This window comes from Bradyrhizobium sp. USDA 326, assembly GCF_049739485.1.
GTDB lineage: Bacteria > Pseudomonadota > Alphaproteobacteria > Rhizobiales > Xanthobacteraceae > Bradyrhizobium.
This window is the reverse complement of sequence record NZ_JBMGQA010000001.1, coordinates 2,413,448-2,425,968: the sequence shown is the minus strand read 5'-3', so window position 1 is coordinate 2,425,968 and position 12,521 is coordinate 2,413,448. Positions and strand designations below refer to the sequence as shown.

Here is a 12,521-nt window from a genome sequence, read left to right as displayed (position 1 = left end):
GTGATCGATTGTCGTCCCACATGCCCGGCGCGGCAAGCGCATCTACACGCGTGCGCCGGTCGCGATGTCGTGACTTGACGGCCTTGGCCCCACGCAGGACGACACGGGCTGAACGGCGACGCTCCTTCGCAATCTGCGGTGGATGGCCGCACGTCGCCCTCACCCTGGATTGGGCTCCAGGCGATATGTTTCACGAGTTTTTGGACGCCTGAAACATTTCGTGAGCTGCTGCGTTCAGCACCCGGTCCATGGGCCGACTAAGATTTGATGCAATGTTGCCGTCCGTGGACGGGTGGCGAGGGGGACCTGAGATGATTTCGACCTGGAGCGAATGGAAGCGCTATCCCCGTCAGGGACGGGGAGAGAACCTGGAGGCGCCGATTTCGCCCGGCATTTACGAGGTCCGCATCGCCGGCACCGGCGCACTCTATTCCTTTGGTGCGGTCGACAATCTGGCGCAGGCGCTGGCGCTGCTGCCGGTCGGCTCGAAATCATGGTTCGGCCGCCGCGACACCTCTTCGGTCCCCGATCTCGAATACCGGACCTGCGCGACCTCGTCGAAGGCTGATGCCAAGGCCGCCGCCGAGCGCATGATCGGCCGCCGCGAGACCTATATGAGCGGCGCGGCGTAAGGCCGCTGCCAGTTTAACTGCCATCTGACGTGCGTTGCAGGGCGGTGCATTGCGCATCGTCCATCCCTATATTGCGGCCGATCCGATCGCCGCTAGGGAGAAACGCCATGACCCAGACCGCCGCCGCACGCGCCCCGCAAGCCACCGCCACCCTGCGCGACCGGCTGAAGGATCCTTCGCTGCTGAAGGAGGCCTGCTACATCGACGGCGCCTGGGTCGGCACACCGGTCTTCGCCGTCAACAATCCCGCCACCGGCGTCGAGCTTGCAAAGGTTCCGCAGCTTGGTGCGGACGAGACCACCAAAGCGATCGAAGCCGCCGAGCGCGCCTTTCCGGCCTGGGCCAAGCACACCGCCAAGCAGCGCTCCAACATCCTGCGCAAATGGTTCGAGCTGATCGTCGCCAATCGCGAGGACCTCGCGCTGATCCTCACCTCCGAGCAGGGCAAGCCGCTCACCGAGGCGCTGGGCGAGGTCGATATCGGCGGCGCCTATGTCGAGTTCTTCGCCGAGGAGGCGCGCCGCGTCTATGGCGAGACCATCCCGACGCAACGTCCCGATGCGCGGCTGCTCGCGATCAAGCAGCCGATCGGCGTCTGCGGTGCGATCACGCCATGGAATTTCCCGAACTCGATGATCACGCGCAAGGTGTCCCCGGCGCTCGCCGCCGGCTGCACCGTGGTCCTGAAGCCCGCCAACGAGACGCCGCTGTCGGCGTTGGCGCTCGCCGTGCTGGCGGAGAAGGCCGGCGTGCCCAAGGGCGTCTTCAACATCATCACCGGCGATGCCCCGCCGATCGGCAAGGTGCTGTGCGAGCATCCGGCCGTGCGCTTCGTCGGCTTCACCGGCTCGACCGCGGTCGGCAAGATCCTCTATCAGCAGGCTTCGGTCGGCGTGAAGCGGCTCGGCCTCGAGCTCGGCGGCAATGCGCCGTTCGTGGTGTTCGACGATGCCGACATCGACGCGGCGGTCGAAGGTGCGATCGTCTCGAAATACCGCAACATGGGCCAGACCTGCGTCTGCGCCAACCGCCTCTACGCCCAGGACAAGATCTACGACGAGTTCGTGCAAAAACTGTCGAAGAAGGTCGCAGCGATGAAGATCGGCGACGGCACCGAGAGCGGCGTCACGCAAGGGCCCCTCATCAACATGAAGGCCGTCGACAAGGTCGAGCGCCACATCGCCGATGCCGTGAAGCGCGGCGCCAAGGTCGTTACCGGCGGCAAGCGGAGCGAGCTCGGACGTTCGTTCTTCGAGCCGACCGTGCTGGCCGACGTCAAGCCGGACTCGCTGGTGTCGCAGGAGGAGACCTTCGGCCCGCTAGCGCCGGTGATCCGCTTCAAGGACGAGGCCGACGTCATCGCGATGTGCAATGCCTCGCCGTTCGGTCTAGCCTCCTATTTCTATTCCCGCGATCTCGGCCGCGTCTGGCGCGTCGCCGAAGCGCTGGAGTCGGGCATGGTCGGCGTCAACACCGGCCTCATCACCACGGAGGTCGCGCCCTTCGGCGGCGTCAAGGAAAGCGGCCTGGGGCGCGAAGGCTCGCATCACGGCATGGAAGAATATGTCGAGATCAAATACGTGATGATGGCGGGGGTGTAGCCCCCGGCCTCGTGTTACGGGTCGTTGCGACTCAACTCTGGCCGTTCGAGATTAAACTCGAAGTCTGTGCCGCTACCTTCGCCTTTCACGACCCGCATTTTTTCGCCGGCCGGCACACGCCCGGCCGTCGAAGGCGGGATCAGCCAAGGCTTCACGCCAATCACGCCTTGGCAGCAACGTACCCGTAAAAGTTCATGAGAAAGTCCTTCGTGGCGAGGGACTTTATGGCGCCGGCTTTATTCGGGTGCGGGATCTCGTAATCGCCATTGCCCCATGAGAAAACCTTCGCCTTCACGTACCCGTTCACGACCTGTATCTTTTCGCGCAACACGACCCAGTGCATCGTGAACGCGGAGCCTTTATCGGACTGATCATCATAGTCCGTCATATTGGCGCTTATGAAGAGGCATACGCGATACCCCCGATCGAGCAGGGTGTTGGCTTCGTTTACATCGTCGATGCCTTTGTTGAATCGCGAGATGTTGGTATTCTCGCGCACGTCCCGGTATCCGGCCTTGCGGAACCATTGCTCCATTTCGCTCGGCAGGGTGACGCCGGCAAGATCGCTGATTTTGCCCGTGTCGTCGAAATCGAGGAACCAATTCTCTGAATCGCGTATGGAGGCGCATGTCAGCCAATCGACGTGGTCCAGCGACCAGGGCGGCGTGTAGTTCCTCACATCCTTTCCCGGCTTGATCAGCAGGCGGCCAAGATTCGCATGCCCCTTCTGATACAGGTCGATCGCGAACCGCGCGTAGTGCCCCGGCTTATCGGATGCATAGCTGAACATCAGCGCGGAGGGCCCGCACAGACTTCCCTTATCCTGATCGATGAGGCTCGGCTTCGCGATGCGCCTGAGAATACCTATCCCGACGCGGTGCGGGTCGAGCTTCGGAAAGAACGTGGTCCTCGTGTTCTTGAGGAAATCGCAGACCATTTCTGCGGCGAGTTTCTTGTGATCGGAATTGAGATCGTATGGCCCGATTCCGAGCCACTTCTTCTTTTCGTCGCCGACGAAAAGGTTGATGAGCTTTTTCGAAGTAGGGGAGAGCGTTCTGGAGGTATTCGCAATGGTGAGCAGGTCGTCCAGCTCGAATGCGGTGACCATGCCGTCCGTGACGGTGGCCCGGATGATATCGACCACCTCCGCGTAATCCAGCTTTGAATCGTCGGCGATGCCTTTGCCAAGTGCAGCATTGACGGAAGGAGTAGCGACGGCATCCCACTGGCCCTTTTGCGGGGCGGGCTTGGCGACCGCCTTTGTCGACAGTTCGACGAGCCGCTTGAATGTCGGGCCCGCAGGCCGAATGTAACCGTCGGGCGTGCCGGGAAAGTTCTTCTTTTGGAAATATAGAATCGAGCTGTAGAGGCTATCGCTGGCGTGACCGGTCACGACCAGCTGCGGTTTGAGCATGTTCTCGGCACCGCCGTCGGAAATGGAGATCTTGTTGAGCAGCGAAATGACCAGCTCCTGGTCCTTTTTCCAGTTCTGGCAGCTGCGACCCGTCGCCGCGAACCGTCCGACCTTATCTTTCAGCTGCATATGGTGTCTCCGGATACCAAAATGCTGCCTCGGACCTCCTGACATGCGGCCGGCCGAGACAGGCGCTGTGGCAAGTCTTCCGCTGTAGAACGTTGGTCGCACCTGCCGGCCCTTGTGTTCACTCGCTAGGGCCGCGGCTGTCCTGCGGTAAGTTTCACTAGTGCGTGATGGCGCCATGCTTTCTCATGCTGCTTGGTCCAGGGAACCGAACTGATGAGGTCGGGCAACTGCGCTTGACGCAGATCAAAAGCCCTCGGGCGTGACTGCATAGTCTAGCGCTAGCGGCATCATATGGTGGCGCGCGCGCAAGATTGCGGCTCGCGAATGCTGACGAGGATTTCTTTCGCTCAGGGTGAAAAGCAACTCTTAGGCCGCTTCTGGCAGAGCGCCTCGGGATATTGGCGCGGACTTACGGCATGGACAGCGTGGCTGCTGGTGGTCGCGCTGATCGTCAACGTCATCCTGCAGCTCCTGACGCAGTACGGACTCAACTTCTGGAATCGTGACTTCTTCAACGCCATTGGCCGGAAGGACCAGGCGGAGCTTCTGTCCCAGGCGTTCCGGTTTCTGCCGTTGGCGGCGGCGAGCATCGCCTTGACCGTGTTCTCGGTATGGGCGCGCATGACCCTGCAGCGTTCCTGGCGCGAGTGGCTGAGCAACAGCCTCTATAGCGACTGGCTGGCGGATGATCGTCTTCCGAGGCGCAACGCAATCCAGGGACATCACGAGGCACCGGAGTATCGCATCGCCGAGGATGCCAAGGTCGCGACGGACCTCCCGATCGATCTGGCGACAGGCCTGCTTCAATCGGTGCTCACGATTGCAACCTTCGTCGGGGTGCTATGGTCGGTCGGCGGCAGCCTGGAAATCGATTTCGACGGTATCGCCTTTGCAATTCCCGGTTACCTCGTCCTCGCCGTGATCGCGTATTCCGCCCTGCTGGTGATCGGCATCTGGCTGACTGCCGGCCGTCTGACGCGGGTCATCGAGGAAAACAAGCGCATGGAAGCCGAACTGCGGGCCATCGGCACGCACGTGCGCGAGAGCCGCGAAGGCAAGGTCATGCAGGAGGCCGGCATGAACGGCCGCCACGCCGTCGGCGCCGCCTTGAAAGCCGTGATTGCGATCTGGCGAATTTACTGCTGGCAATTGATGCGGATGACGCTGGTGACCTATACGGGTCTGCTGGTGACGCCGGTGGTCGGGCTCCTGCTTTGCCTCCCCAAGTATCTTGGCGGCACGATGACGCTGGGCGAAGTGGTTCAGGCTTCGGCGGCATTCGTCGTGGTCCAGACCGCGTTCAACTGGTTCACGGACAATTATGCCAAGCTCGCGGAATGGACCGCCTCCGCCAACCGGGTTGCCGAACTCCTGCTGGCCCTCGACGCGGATCGCGCGCCCGGCGCTGAGGCGGGTCATCGATCGATCCCTGGCAATCGCATCGCGCCGTCGGACGCCTGAGACGAGCGCGTCGCGCCGGGACGACAAAGGAGTGGGCTAAATCTTCAGCTCTGTCCCCGTCACGCGCCGATACGCTTCCAGATATCGCTTGCTGGTCGCATCGACGACGCTGGCCGGCAGCGGCGGGGGCGGGGCATCGCCGTTCCAGCGGCCGGCGCGGCGTTCGGCGTCGAGATAATCGCGGAGCGGCTGCTTGTCGAAGCTCGCCTGCGGCTGGCCGGGCTTGTAGGCATCCACCGCCCAGAAGCGCGAGGAATCCGGCGTCATCACCTCGTCGATCAGGATGATGCGGCCGTCCTTGTCGCGGCCGAACTCGAACTTGGTGTCGGCAATGATGATGCCCTGCTCGCGCGCCAGCTCCTCGCCGAGCGTGTAGATCGCGCGCGTCATGCTCTCCAGCGTGTAGGCGACCTCCTCGCCGACCACTTCGCGCATCCTGGCGATGGTGATGTTCTCGTCATGGCCGCTCTCGGCCTTGGTCGCGGGGCTGAAGATCGCGGGCTCCAGCTTCTCGCTTTCGACGAGGCCTGCCTTCAGCTTCTCGCCGGCCAGCGTGCCGCTCGCGGCATATTCCTTCCAGGCGGAGCCTGAGAGATAGCCGCGGATCACGCATTCGATCGGGAACACGGTGGTCCGCTTGCACAGCATGGCGCGGCCGAGAATCTCGGCGCGGTGCGGCTTCAACGCCGGCACGGCCGCAACGATCTCGTCGGTGTCCGCGCTGATCATGTGATGCGGCACCACGCCTTCGAGCTCATTGAACCAGAACGCGCTGATTTGCGTGAGCACGGCGCCCTTCATCGGAATGGTCTCGCCCATCACCACGTCGAAGGCGCTGATGCGGTCGGTGGTGACGAGCAGCAGGCGATCGTCGTCGACGGCGTAGATGTCGCGCACCTTGCCGCGTCCGATCTTGGGCAGCGGCAGGTCGCTGGAGAGCATGGTGGTCATCGGGATGGCTTTCGCAAACAAATCTTTTGCAGGCATGGCCTTCGGCCAAGAATCCGGCCGCGCCGGATGGCGCAGCCGGAAACCGGATTAGCCTATTCCGGCAGCGGAATGAACTCGTGTTCCTGCGGAACTGCGGCGAAGCGGCCGGTTTTCCAGTCCTGCTTGGCCTGCTCGATCCGCTCCTTGCTGGAGGAGACGAAATTCCACCAGATGTGGCGCGGGCCTTCGAGCGCATCGCCGCCGAGAAACATCATCCGCGTCGCCTTGAGCGCCTTCACGGTGATGCGGTCGCCCGGCCGGAAGATCAGGAGCCGCGGCCCCTCGTAACGTTCGTTCGCGATCTCGACCTCGCCGTCCACCAGGTAGATCGCGCGCTCCTCATGATCAGGATCGAGCGGCACCGTCGCGCCCGCGACCGCCGTGACCTCGGTGTAGAACCAGGGCGACACCATTGTGACGGGCGAGGCGATGCCGAAGGACGAGCCCGCGATCACGCGTGCGGTAAAATCGCGCTCGGAGATCATCGGCAGGTCCCCGGCGCCGTAATGCTGGAACGATGGCGCGATCTCTTCCGATCCCGCCGGCAGCGCGATCCAGCTTTGCAGGCCGAGCATCTTCTGGCCCGAGGCGCGTTGCGCATCCGGCGTGCGTTCGGAATGGGCGATGCCGCGGCCGGCCGTCATCAAGTTCATCGCGCCCGGCGCGATCTCCTGGACGTTACCCTCGCTGTCGCGATGCATGATCGCGCCGTCGAACAGATAGGTGACGGTCGCGAGCCCGATATGCGGATGCGGCCGCACGTCCATGCCCTTGCCGGAGACGAACTGCACCGGGCCGAAATGATCGAAGAAGATGAAGGGCCCCACCATCTGCCGCTTGCCATGCGGCAGCGCGCGGCGCACCGCGAAGCCATCGCCGAGATCGCGCGTCCGCGGCACGATGACGAGATCGAGCGCATCGCAGGACATGGGATCGCCGAGCACGGGATCGTTCGAGGGTTGCCAGCTCATGGAGGACTCCTTTTGACTTCCTTGAGCGCGATCGTAGCAGGAATCCACATCGTCGTCGCGGCAAACCCCGCAATCATGCACTTGCCGCAGGGCAGCCGGATTCGACGTGTGACAAGCTGTCGTCGAAGCTTCACCGTCACGATCAGATGCGATAGCGCGGCAAGCGGGGCGAGGCGAATGGGACGGCTACGACCTTCCCAATTCCGTCGCCTTGGCCACGCGATCGAACCGCTCCAGCGTCATGATCGCGTCCGCAAACTTCTCCGCGCGTGCGTTCAGCACCGGGCGGGCCAGCGTCAGGAATTTCTGCTGCATCGCCTGCGTGTCGGGGAACGAGGTCGGCTCGCCGGAGGGATCGGCATAAAGCCGCTCATGCACGCCGTCCTCTGTCGTGATGCTGACGCGGGCGCCGAACGGATGGGTGCGGCCGATCTCGAGGCGGTCGTCCTGCACCACGTCGAACTTGTCGGCCAGCGCGTCGATCGCGGCATCGCCGAGCCGGTTGTAATCGTCCCAGCCGAACGAGCCCTGGTCGAGCGCGAGCGCACCGGTGAAGAACATCGAGAACTGGCCGCCGACGATCGAGCGCGGGTGTCGCTTGGTGGCGGCATCGCCCGTCAGGGTGATGCCGTTGCGGTGCAGGCCGATCTCGACGCGCTTGACCTGGTCCGGCGTCAGATTGTGCTCGCGCCGCATCGCGATCAGCGCGTCGATCGCCGCATGGGTGTAGCGGCAGCTCGGATAGGGTTTTACGCCGATCTTCATGGTCTCGTAGGTCTTGCCGAGCTCGGCCACCGCCTTGTCCGGATGCGCGTCGTCGGTATAGCCGGCGAGCAGGCCGTGCTTGCCCTCGACCGATTCCGTCGCGCCGACGAAATCGTTGCGGGCGAGCGTCGCGGCGATCACGCCGTTCATCGCGGCGGCGCCGACCTGGTAGCGCTTGTTCCAGGCGCCATTGACCAGAAATTGCAGCGAGCCCGCGGCCTGGCTGCCGGAGACGCCGAAGGCGGCGATGAGCTGCTTCTCGTTGAGGCCGAACAGCTTGCCGGCCGCCGCCGCCGCGCCATAGGTGCCGGCCGTCGCGGTCGGGTGGAAGCCGCGCGCATAATGCGAGGTCGGGTCGAGCGCGTTGCCGAGTCGGCAGCAGACCTCATAACCCGCGACGATCGCGGTCAGCACGTCACGGCCGGACGCGCCGACCATCTCGCCGACGGCGAAGGCGGCAGGAACCACCGGTGCGCTCGGATGCAGCGAGGAATCGGCGTGGGTGTCGTCGAAGTCGAGGGAATGGCCGAGCGCGCCGTTGAGCAGCGCCGCGACCGCCGGCGTCCAGGTCTTGGCATCGCCGAACACGGTGGATTGGCCCTTGGTATCGAGCGCCAGCGCCTCCAGCATTTTCAGCATCGACGGGGTCGATTCGGCCTCGCGTCTCGCCCGGATCGCGCTGCCGAGGAAGTCCAGCGTCAGCACTTTTGCGCGATCCAGCACCTCCGCCGGAATATCCTGGTATTTCAGATGGAAGACATAGGCGGCGAGCGTTGCGGTTTCGTGGGCCATCGTGTTTCCTCGTTTTGGCGCGCAAGTTAGGCGGGCTGATTTGGCCTTTCAAGCGGCCTTGGGGCTGCGGGCATCAGCCATGCTTTTGCTTGGCTTCCAGGATCGGACCGGGACTTCGATGGCACTCAAAAAAGAGCTGTTCGACCACATCAGGTCGCGGCGGACGCAATTGGGGCTGGCGATCCGGGTCACGGTGGCCGCGGCTGCGGCCTATGCGATCGCGACCGCGCTGCATCTGTTGCTGCCGCTCTGGGCGGTGCTGACCTCGCTGATCGTGACCCAGATGAGCGTCGGCCGCTCGCTGAAAGCGACGCGCGACTACATGCTCGGCACCATCGGCGGCGCCGTCTATGGCGGCGCCATTGCGATCCTGATTCCCTATTCCAGCGAAGCCGGCCTGCTGGGGCTTCTGGTCCTCTCCGTCGCCCCGCTCGCCTTCATCGCCGCGATCCATCCGAGCCTCAGCGCCGCCACGGTCACCGCCGTGATCGTGCTCCTGATTCCGACCATGCATCATTCCGATCCCATGACCTCGGCGATCGACCGGGTCAGCGAGGTCGCGGTCGGCGCCGTCACGGGCCTGCTGGTCTCGTTCCTGGTGCTGCCCTCGCGCGCGGTGCGGCAAATCCGCGCCAGCGCGGCGACGCTGCTCGAATTGATCGCGGATGCCTTCACCGAGCTGCTCGCGGGCCTCACGCGCGGCCGCGACAACGACGCGCTGCACCGGATCCAGGACGGCATCGGCACGGCCATGGTCAGCCTCAACGCGATTGGCTCCGAGGCCGAGCGCGAGCGCGCCGTGCGCCTGTCGAGTGGCCCTGATACCGGTCCCTTGCTGCGAACCATCCTGCGGCTGCGACATGACGTCGTCATGATTGGCCGGGCGACGGTCGTGCCATTGCCGATCGAGGTGCAGACGCGATTATCGGGACCGCTGACCGAGGTCTCGACGGTGATCGCGCGCTTCCTCCGCTTGGCCGCCGCGGCCTTGCGCGAAGGCGCCGGTGCGCCGCCCATCCATCCCGTCCACGTCGCGCTCCAGCGCTATGCCGAGGCGGTCGCGTTGGTCCGCCAGGATGGCCTGATTCGCGGCCAGCCCAGCGACACCGCCGAGCGCTTCTTCGCGCTCGGTTTCTCCCTGGAGCAGATGCATCAGAATCTGTGCGACCTCGACCGCGTCGTCGGTGAATGGTCGGAGGCTGCGGCCGGCAAGTCCGCGCGGGTGGCGGAATAAGCTACCGCTTCTTCAGCCCTTTGCCCTGCATGCGCCAGACCAGGAGATCGATGCGGTCCTGGCCGAAGAACGGCTCGTTCTCGAACACGAAGGTCGGCACGCCCCAATGGCCTGATGCCGCGTGGTCCTTCTCGTTCTCCGCGATCACCCGCTCGTAACGGTCCGGATCTGCGGTGATGGCCGTATCCATCGTGGCGAGATCGAAGCCGGCTCGTTCGGCGGCCCGTGCCAGGTGATCGCCCTCGTTCCACCCCGAGACCGAGCCGTCCCACAATACGCGCGCGATCGCGTAGGTAAATGCAAGCGAGCGCCCTTCGAGCTGCGCCATGGCGCCGAGGCGAGTGAGGCGATGGATGTAGGGCTGCTCCGCCGCGACCTCGAGCGTGGTCAGGTCCTGCACGATCGGATTGGGCCGGGGAAAACGGAACGGAATGCCCTCGTGCTCCGCTACGCGCGTGCTGTCGAGCACCACATAACGAATGAATTGCGGGTTGGTTTTCTTGAAGAAGCCCGGCTCGCGGATCGCCAGCGGATAGACCGGACGCAGGTTCACTGCGAGGTCATACTGTTCGACGAGCTTCAGCGTCTTGGGCAGCGCCAGATAGCTGTAAGGGCTCCGATAGGAGTAGAAGAGGTCGACGGACAGCGTCATCGGACAGGCTCCACGATCCGTCCCATCATGTTGCGGACGACGAGCTTGTGGAAGGGCATGATCAGCGCGAGATAGGTCCGGCCGAGCAAGTTGTGCGTGCGCACCAGCGTGGTCGAGGTCACCTGCCGGCTCGCGGCATTGCCTGAAACGTCGACGACGATGCGGAAATCGAGGTGCGAATCGTCGAAGCCGGCGACGAGCTGCTCCGGCGTCTCGCTCAGCACCGGAAACAGGCCGATCAGGCCGTGCGGCGCCGGGGCGCCTTCGCCCGATGTCTTCAATCCGAACGGCTTCACCAGAATGTTGCGCAGGCGCAGCAGTGCGTCGATCCAGCGCGGTCCGTCCAGCACCATCCTGGTGCAGGCCTCGCGGGCATTCACTGCCGTCGCGCCGATTTCCACGCGAAACGCGTCGATGAACTGGGCACCGGCCAGCAGTGCATTGGCATCGACCTCAGGCGTGACTTCCCGGACGGTCCCGATCATCCCGCCAATCTGCGCGTCAGCATCCGGAAGCGCAAGATCAGCAGCCCGGCATAAACGAACGTTCCGACCGAGAATCCGATCCAGACGCCGACCGCGCCGAGCCCGGCATCGAACGCCAGCACCCAGGCGATCGGAAAGGCGACGGCCCAATAGCCGATCGCCGCGAACAGCAGCGTCATCCTGGTGTCGTTGAGGCCGCGCAGCGCGCCACCCATGATGGTCTGGAGGCCGTCGGCGATGAAGAAGGTGGCGCCGACCACCAGCAGCGTCCCGGTCAGCTCGACGGTGGCCGCGCTTTCGCTGCCGGCGCCGAAAAACAGCCGGCCGAGCTGGTAGCGCCCGATGATGATGGCGATCGTCAGCGCGGACACCAGCGCGACGCCGAGCACGGCCGCAGCCAGTCCTGCCCGCTTCACGGCCGCGGGATCGCCGCGGCCGAAGGCATGGCCGACCCGCACCGTCGCCGCCATGCCGATGCCGAGCGGCACCATGAACAGCACGGCCGTGACCTGGAGCGCGATCTGATGCGCGGCGAGCGCCGTGGTTGAGATCAATCCCATCAGCAGTGCCGCCGAGGAGAACAGGCCGTATTCCATCAGCAGCGAAAACGAGATCGGCGCGCCGATCGCAATCAGCTGGCGCATCAAGGGCCAGTCGATCCGCCACAGACGTGCGAGCGGGCGGTAGTCCGCAAACGGCTTGCGCAGCCCGGCGATGGCGAGAGCGGCGACGAAGGTGCCGAGATTGACCAGCGTGGTCGCAAGCCCCGCACCGAACAGGCCGAGTTCCGGCACGCCGAACAGACCGTGGATCAGGGCATAGACCAGCGCGGCATTGACGGGGATCGCCGCGACCGTGATCCACAGGGGTGCCTGCGGCCGGTTTACCGCGCTCATCATGCCACGCAGCGCGATGAAGCCGAGCGCCGGTGCAATGCCCCAGGCAAGTCCGTTCAGGTAGCGCTGGGCGAGATTGGCTGAATGCGGCGCCTGCCCGAGCGCGAGCAGGATCTGCTCGCCATAGAGCGGCGAGGCCATCATCGGCAGCGAGATCAGCAGCGCGATCCATAGCCCGACGCGCAGAGAGCGGCGGATCAGCCTGACATCGCCGGCGCCGAACGCCTGCGCCGCCAGCGGCGACACGGCGGACGTCAATCCGAGCCCGAAGGTGAAGCTGACGAAATAGACCGTATGGGCCAGCGCCGCCGCGGCCACCGCATCCTCGCCGAGCCGCCCGATCATCGCGAGATCGGTGGTGATCATCGCGATCTGCCCGAGCTGCGTCAGCATCAACGGCACGGCGAGGCGCAGCGTCTCGACGAATTCCAGGGCGAGATGGTTTGGCGGCACGCCGGCCTGCGGCTGCGCATGTTGTTGGACGGTGTCGAGCATGGCG

11 protein-coding genes are annotated in these 12,521 nt (G+C 64.6%); 4 read left to right on the top strand and 7 right to left on the bottom strand.

The genetic code is table 11. The annotated features are described in order from the left end of the window. Positions 1-311: 311 nt before the first annotated feature. Together ABIG06_RS11575 and ABIG06_RS11570 are read left to right on the top strand one after the other, a co-directional pair. Positions 312-632, top strand: coding sequence for a hypothetical protein (locus tag ABIG06_RS11575; protein WP_124162463.1), 321 nt, complete (start codon positions 312-314; stop codon positions 630-632). A gap of 107 nt (positions 633-739) precedes the next feature. Then, positions 740-2,233 (top strand): NAD-dependent succinate-semialdehyde dehydrogenase, encoded by a 1,494-nt coding sequence (locus tag ABIG06_RS11570; protein ID WP_124162464.1) that lies wholly within the window; start codon positions 740-742, stop codon positions 2,231-2,233. Between the two features lie 160 nt (positions 2,234-2,393). Here ABIG06_RS11570 and ABIG06_RS11565 read toward each other — a convergent pair whose 3' ends face one another. Further along, the gene (locus tag ABIG06_RS11565; protein ID WP_370136520.1) at positions 2,394-3,776 is read right to left on the bottom strand and encodes a hypothetical protein; all 1,383 of its coding nucleotides are present in this window, start codon (positions 3,774-3,776) and stop codon (positions 2,394-2,396) included. Positions 3,777-4,100: 324 nt separating this feature from the next. On the opposite strand from ABIG06_RS11565, the gene ABIG06_RS11560 reads away from it, so the two are divergent. Next, on the top strand, positions 4,101-5,237 hold the full coding sequence (locus ABIG06_RS11560) for an SbmA/BacA-like family transporter (RefSeq protein ID WP_370136518.1): 1,137 nt from the start codon (positions 4,101-4,103) through the stop codon (positions 5,235-5,237). Positions 5,238-5,273: 36 nt separating this feature from the next. Here ABIG06_RS11560 and ABIG06_RS11555 read toward each other — a convergent pair whose 3' ends face one another. The 3 genes from ABIG06_RS11555 to ABIG06_RS11545 all read right to left on the bottom strand — a co-directional run bounded on the left by ABIG06_RS11555 (position 5,274) and on the right by ABIG06_RS11545 (position 8,755). After that, positions 5,274-6,188 (bottom strand): phosphoribosylaminoimidazolesuccinocarboxamide synthase, encoded by a 915-nt coding sequence (locus ABIG06_RS11555; protein ID WP_370136517.1) that lies wholly within the window; start codon positions 6,186-6,188, stop codon positions 5,274-5,276. 92 nt (positions 6,189-6,280) lie between these two features. Next, positions 6,281-7,198, bottom strand: coding sequence for a pirin family protein (locus ABIG06_RS11550; protein WP_370136515.1), 918 nt, complete (start codon positions 7,196-7,198; stop codon positions 6,281-6,283). A 186-nt stretch (positions 7,199-7,384) separates the two neighbouring features. Continuing rightward, positions 7,385-8,755 carry an MmgE/PrpD family protein gene (locus ABIG06_RS11545; protein WP_370136512.1) on the bottom strand — a complete coding sequence of 457 codons (1,371 nt, stop codon included), beginning with the start codon at positions 8,753-8,755 and terminating at the stop codon, positions 7,385-7,387. Between the two features lie 118 nt (positions 8,756-8,873). Between ABIG06_RS11545 and ABIG06_RS11540 the strand changes: the two genes are divergently transcribed. Next, complete coding sequence (locus tag ABIG06_RS11540; RefSeq protein ID WP_370136511.1) at positions 8,874-9,989, top strand: FUSC family protein; 1,116 nt, start codon at positions 8,874-8,876, stop codon at positions 9,987-9,989. A gap of 1 nt (position 9,990) precedes the next feature. Here the strand turns inward: ABIG06_RS11540 and ABIG06_RS11535 are convergent, their stop codons facing one another. From ABIG06_RS11535 to ABIG06_RS11525, 3 genes are read right to left on the bottom strand one after another with little or no spacing between them, the layout of a single operon-like run. Next, positions 9,991-10,641 (bottom strand): 2-hydroxychromene-2-carboxylate isomerase, encoded by a 651-nt coding sequence (locus ABIG06_RS11535; RefSeq protein ID WP_370136509.1) that lies wholly within the window; start codon positions 10,639-10,641, stop codon positions 9,991-9,993. After that, the gene (locus ABIG06_RS11530) at positions 10,638-11,126 is read right to left on the bottom strand and encodes a DUF2867 domain-containing protein (protein WP_124162471.1); all 489 of its coding nucleotides are present in this window, start codon (positions 11,124-11,126) and stop codon (positions 10,638-10,640) included. Before ABIG06_RS11530 ends, ABIG06_RS11535 begins: the two co-directional genes overlap by 4 nt. Beyond that, a complete protein-coding gene (locus ABIG06_RS11525; protein ID WP_370136507.1) occupies positions 11,123-12,517 on the bottom strand; it encodes an MATE family efflux transporter in 1,395 nt (464 codons plus the stop codon). The genes ABIG06_RS11530 and ABIG06_RS11525 overlap by 4 nt, the downstream gene beginning before the upstream one ends. Positions 12,518-12,521 lie beyond the last annotated feature (4 nt).

Excerpts from the sequence above, each read along its gene's own strand:
- ABIG06_RS11530 (WP_124162471.1), bottom strand. The coding sequence starts at position 11,126 with ATGATCGGGACCGTCCGGGAAGTCACGCCTGAGGTCGATGCCAATGCA.
- ABIG06_RS11555 (WP_370136517.1), bottom strand. The coding sequence starts at position 6,188 with ATGACCACCATGCTCTCCAGCGACCTGCCGCTGCCCAAGATCGGACGC.
- ABIG06_RS11570 (WP_124162464.1), top strand. The coding sequence starts at position 740 with ATGACCCAGACCGCCGCCGCACGCGCCCCGCAAGCCACCGCCACCCTG.
- ABIG06_RS11565 (WP_370136520.1), bottom strand. The coding sequence starts at position 3,776 with ATGCAGCTGAAAGATAAGGTCGGACGGTTCGCGGCGACGGGTCGCAGC.
- ABIG06_RS11525 (WP_370136507.1), bottom strand. The coding sequence starts at position 12,517 with ATGCTCGACACCGTCCAACAACATGCGCAGCCGCAGGCCGGCGTGCCG.
- ABIG06_RS11540 (WP_370136511.1), top strand. The coding sequence starts at position 8,874 with ATGGCACTCAAAAAAGAGCTGTTCGACCACATCAGGTCGCGGCGGACG.
- ABIG06_RS11560 (WP_370136518.1), top strand. The coding sequence starts at position 4,101 with ATGCTGACGAGGATTTCTTTCGCTCAGGGTGAAAAGCAACTCTTAGGC.
- ABIG06_RS11545 (WP_370136512.1), bottom strand. The coding sequence starts at position 8,755 with ATGGCCCACGAAACCGCAACGCTCGCCGCCTATGTCTTCCATCTGAAA.
- ABIG06_RS11535 (WP_370136509.1), bottom strand. The coding sequence starts at position 10,641 with ATGACGCTGTCCGTCGACCTCTTCTACTCCTATCGGAGCCCTTACAGC.
- ABIG06_RS11550 (WP_370136515.1), bottom strand. The coding sequence starts at position 7,198 with ATGAGCTGGCAACCCTCGAACGATCCCGTGCTCGGCGATCCCATGTCC.
- ABIG06_RS11575 (WP_124162463.1), top strand. The coding sequence starts at position 312 with ATGATTTCGACCTGGAGCGAATGGAAGCGCTATCCCCGTCAGGGACGG.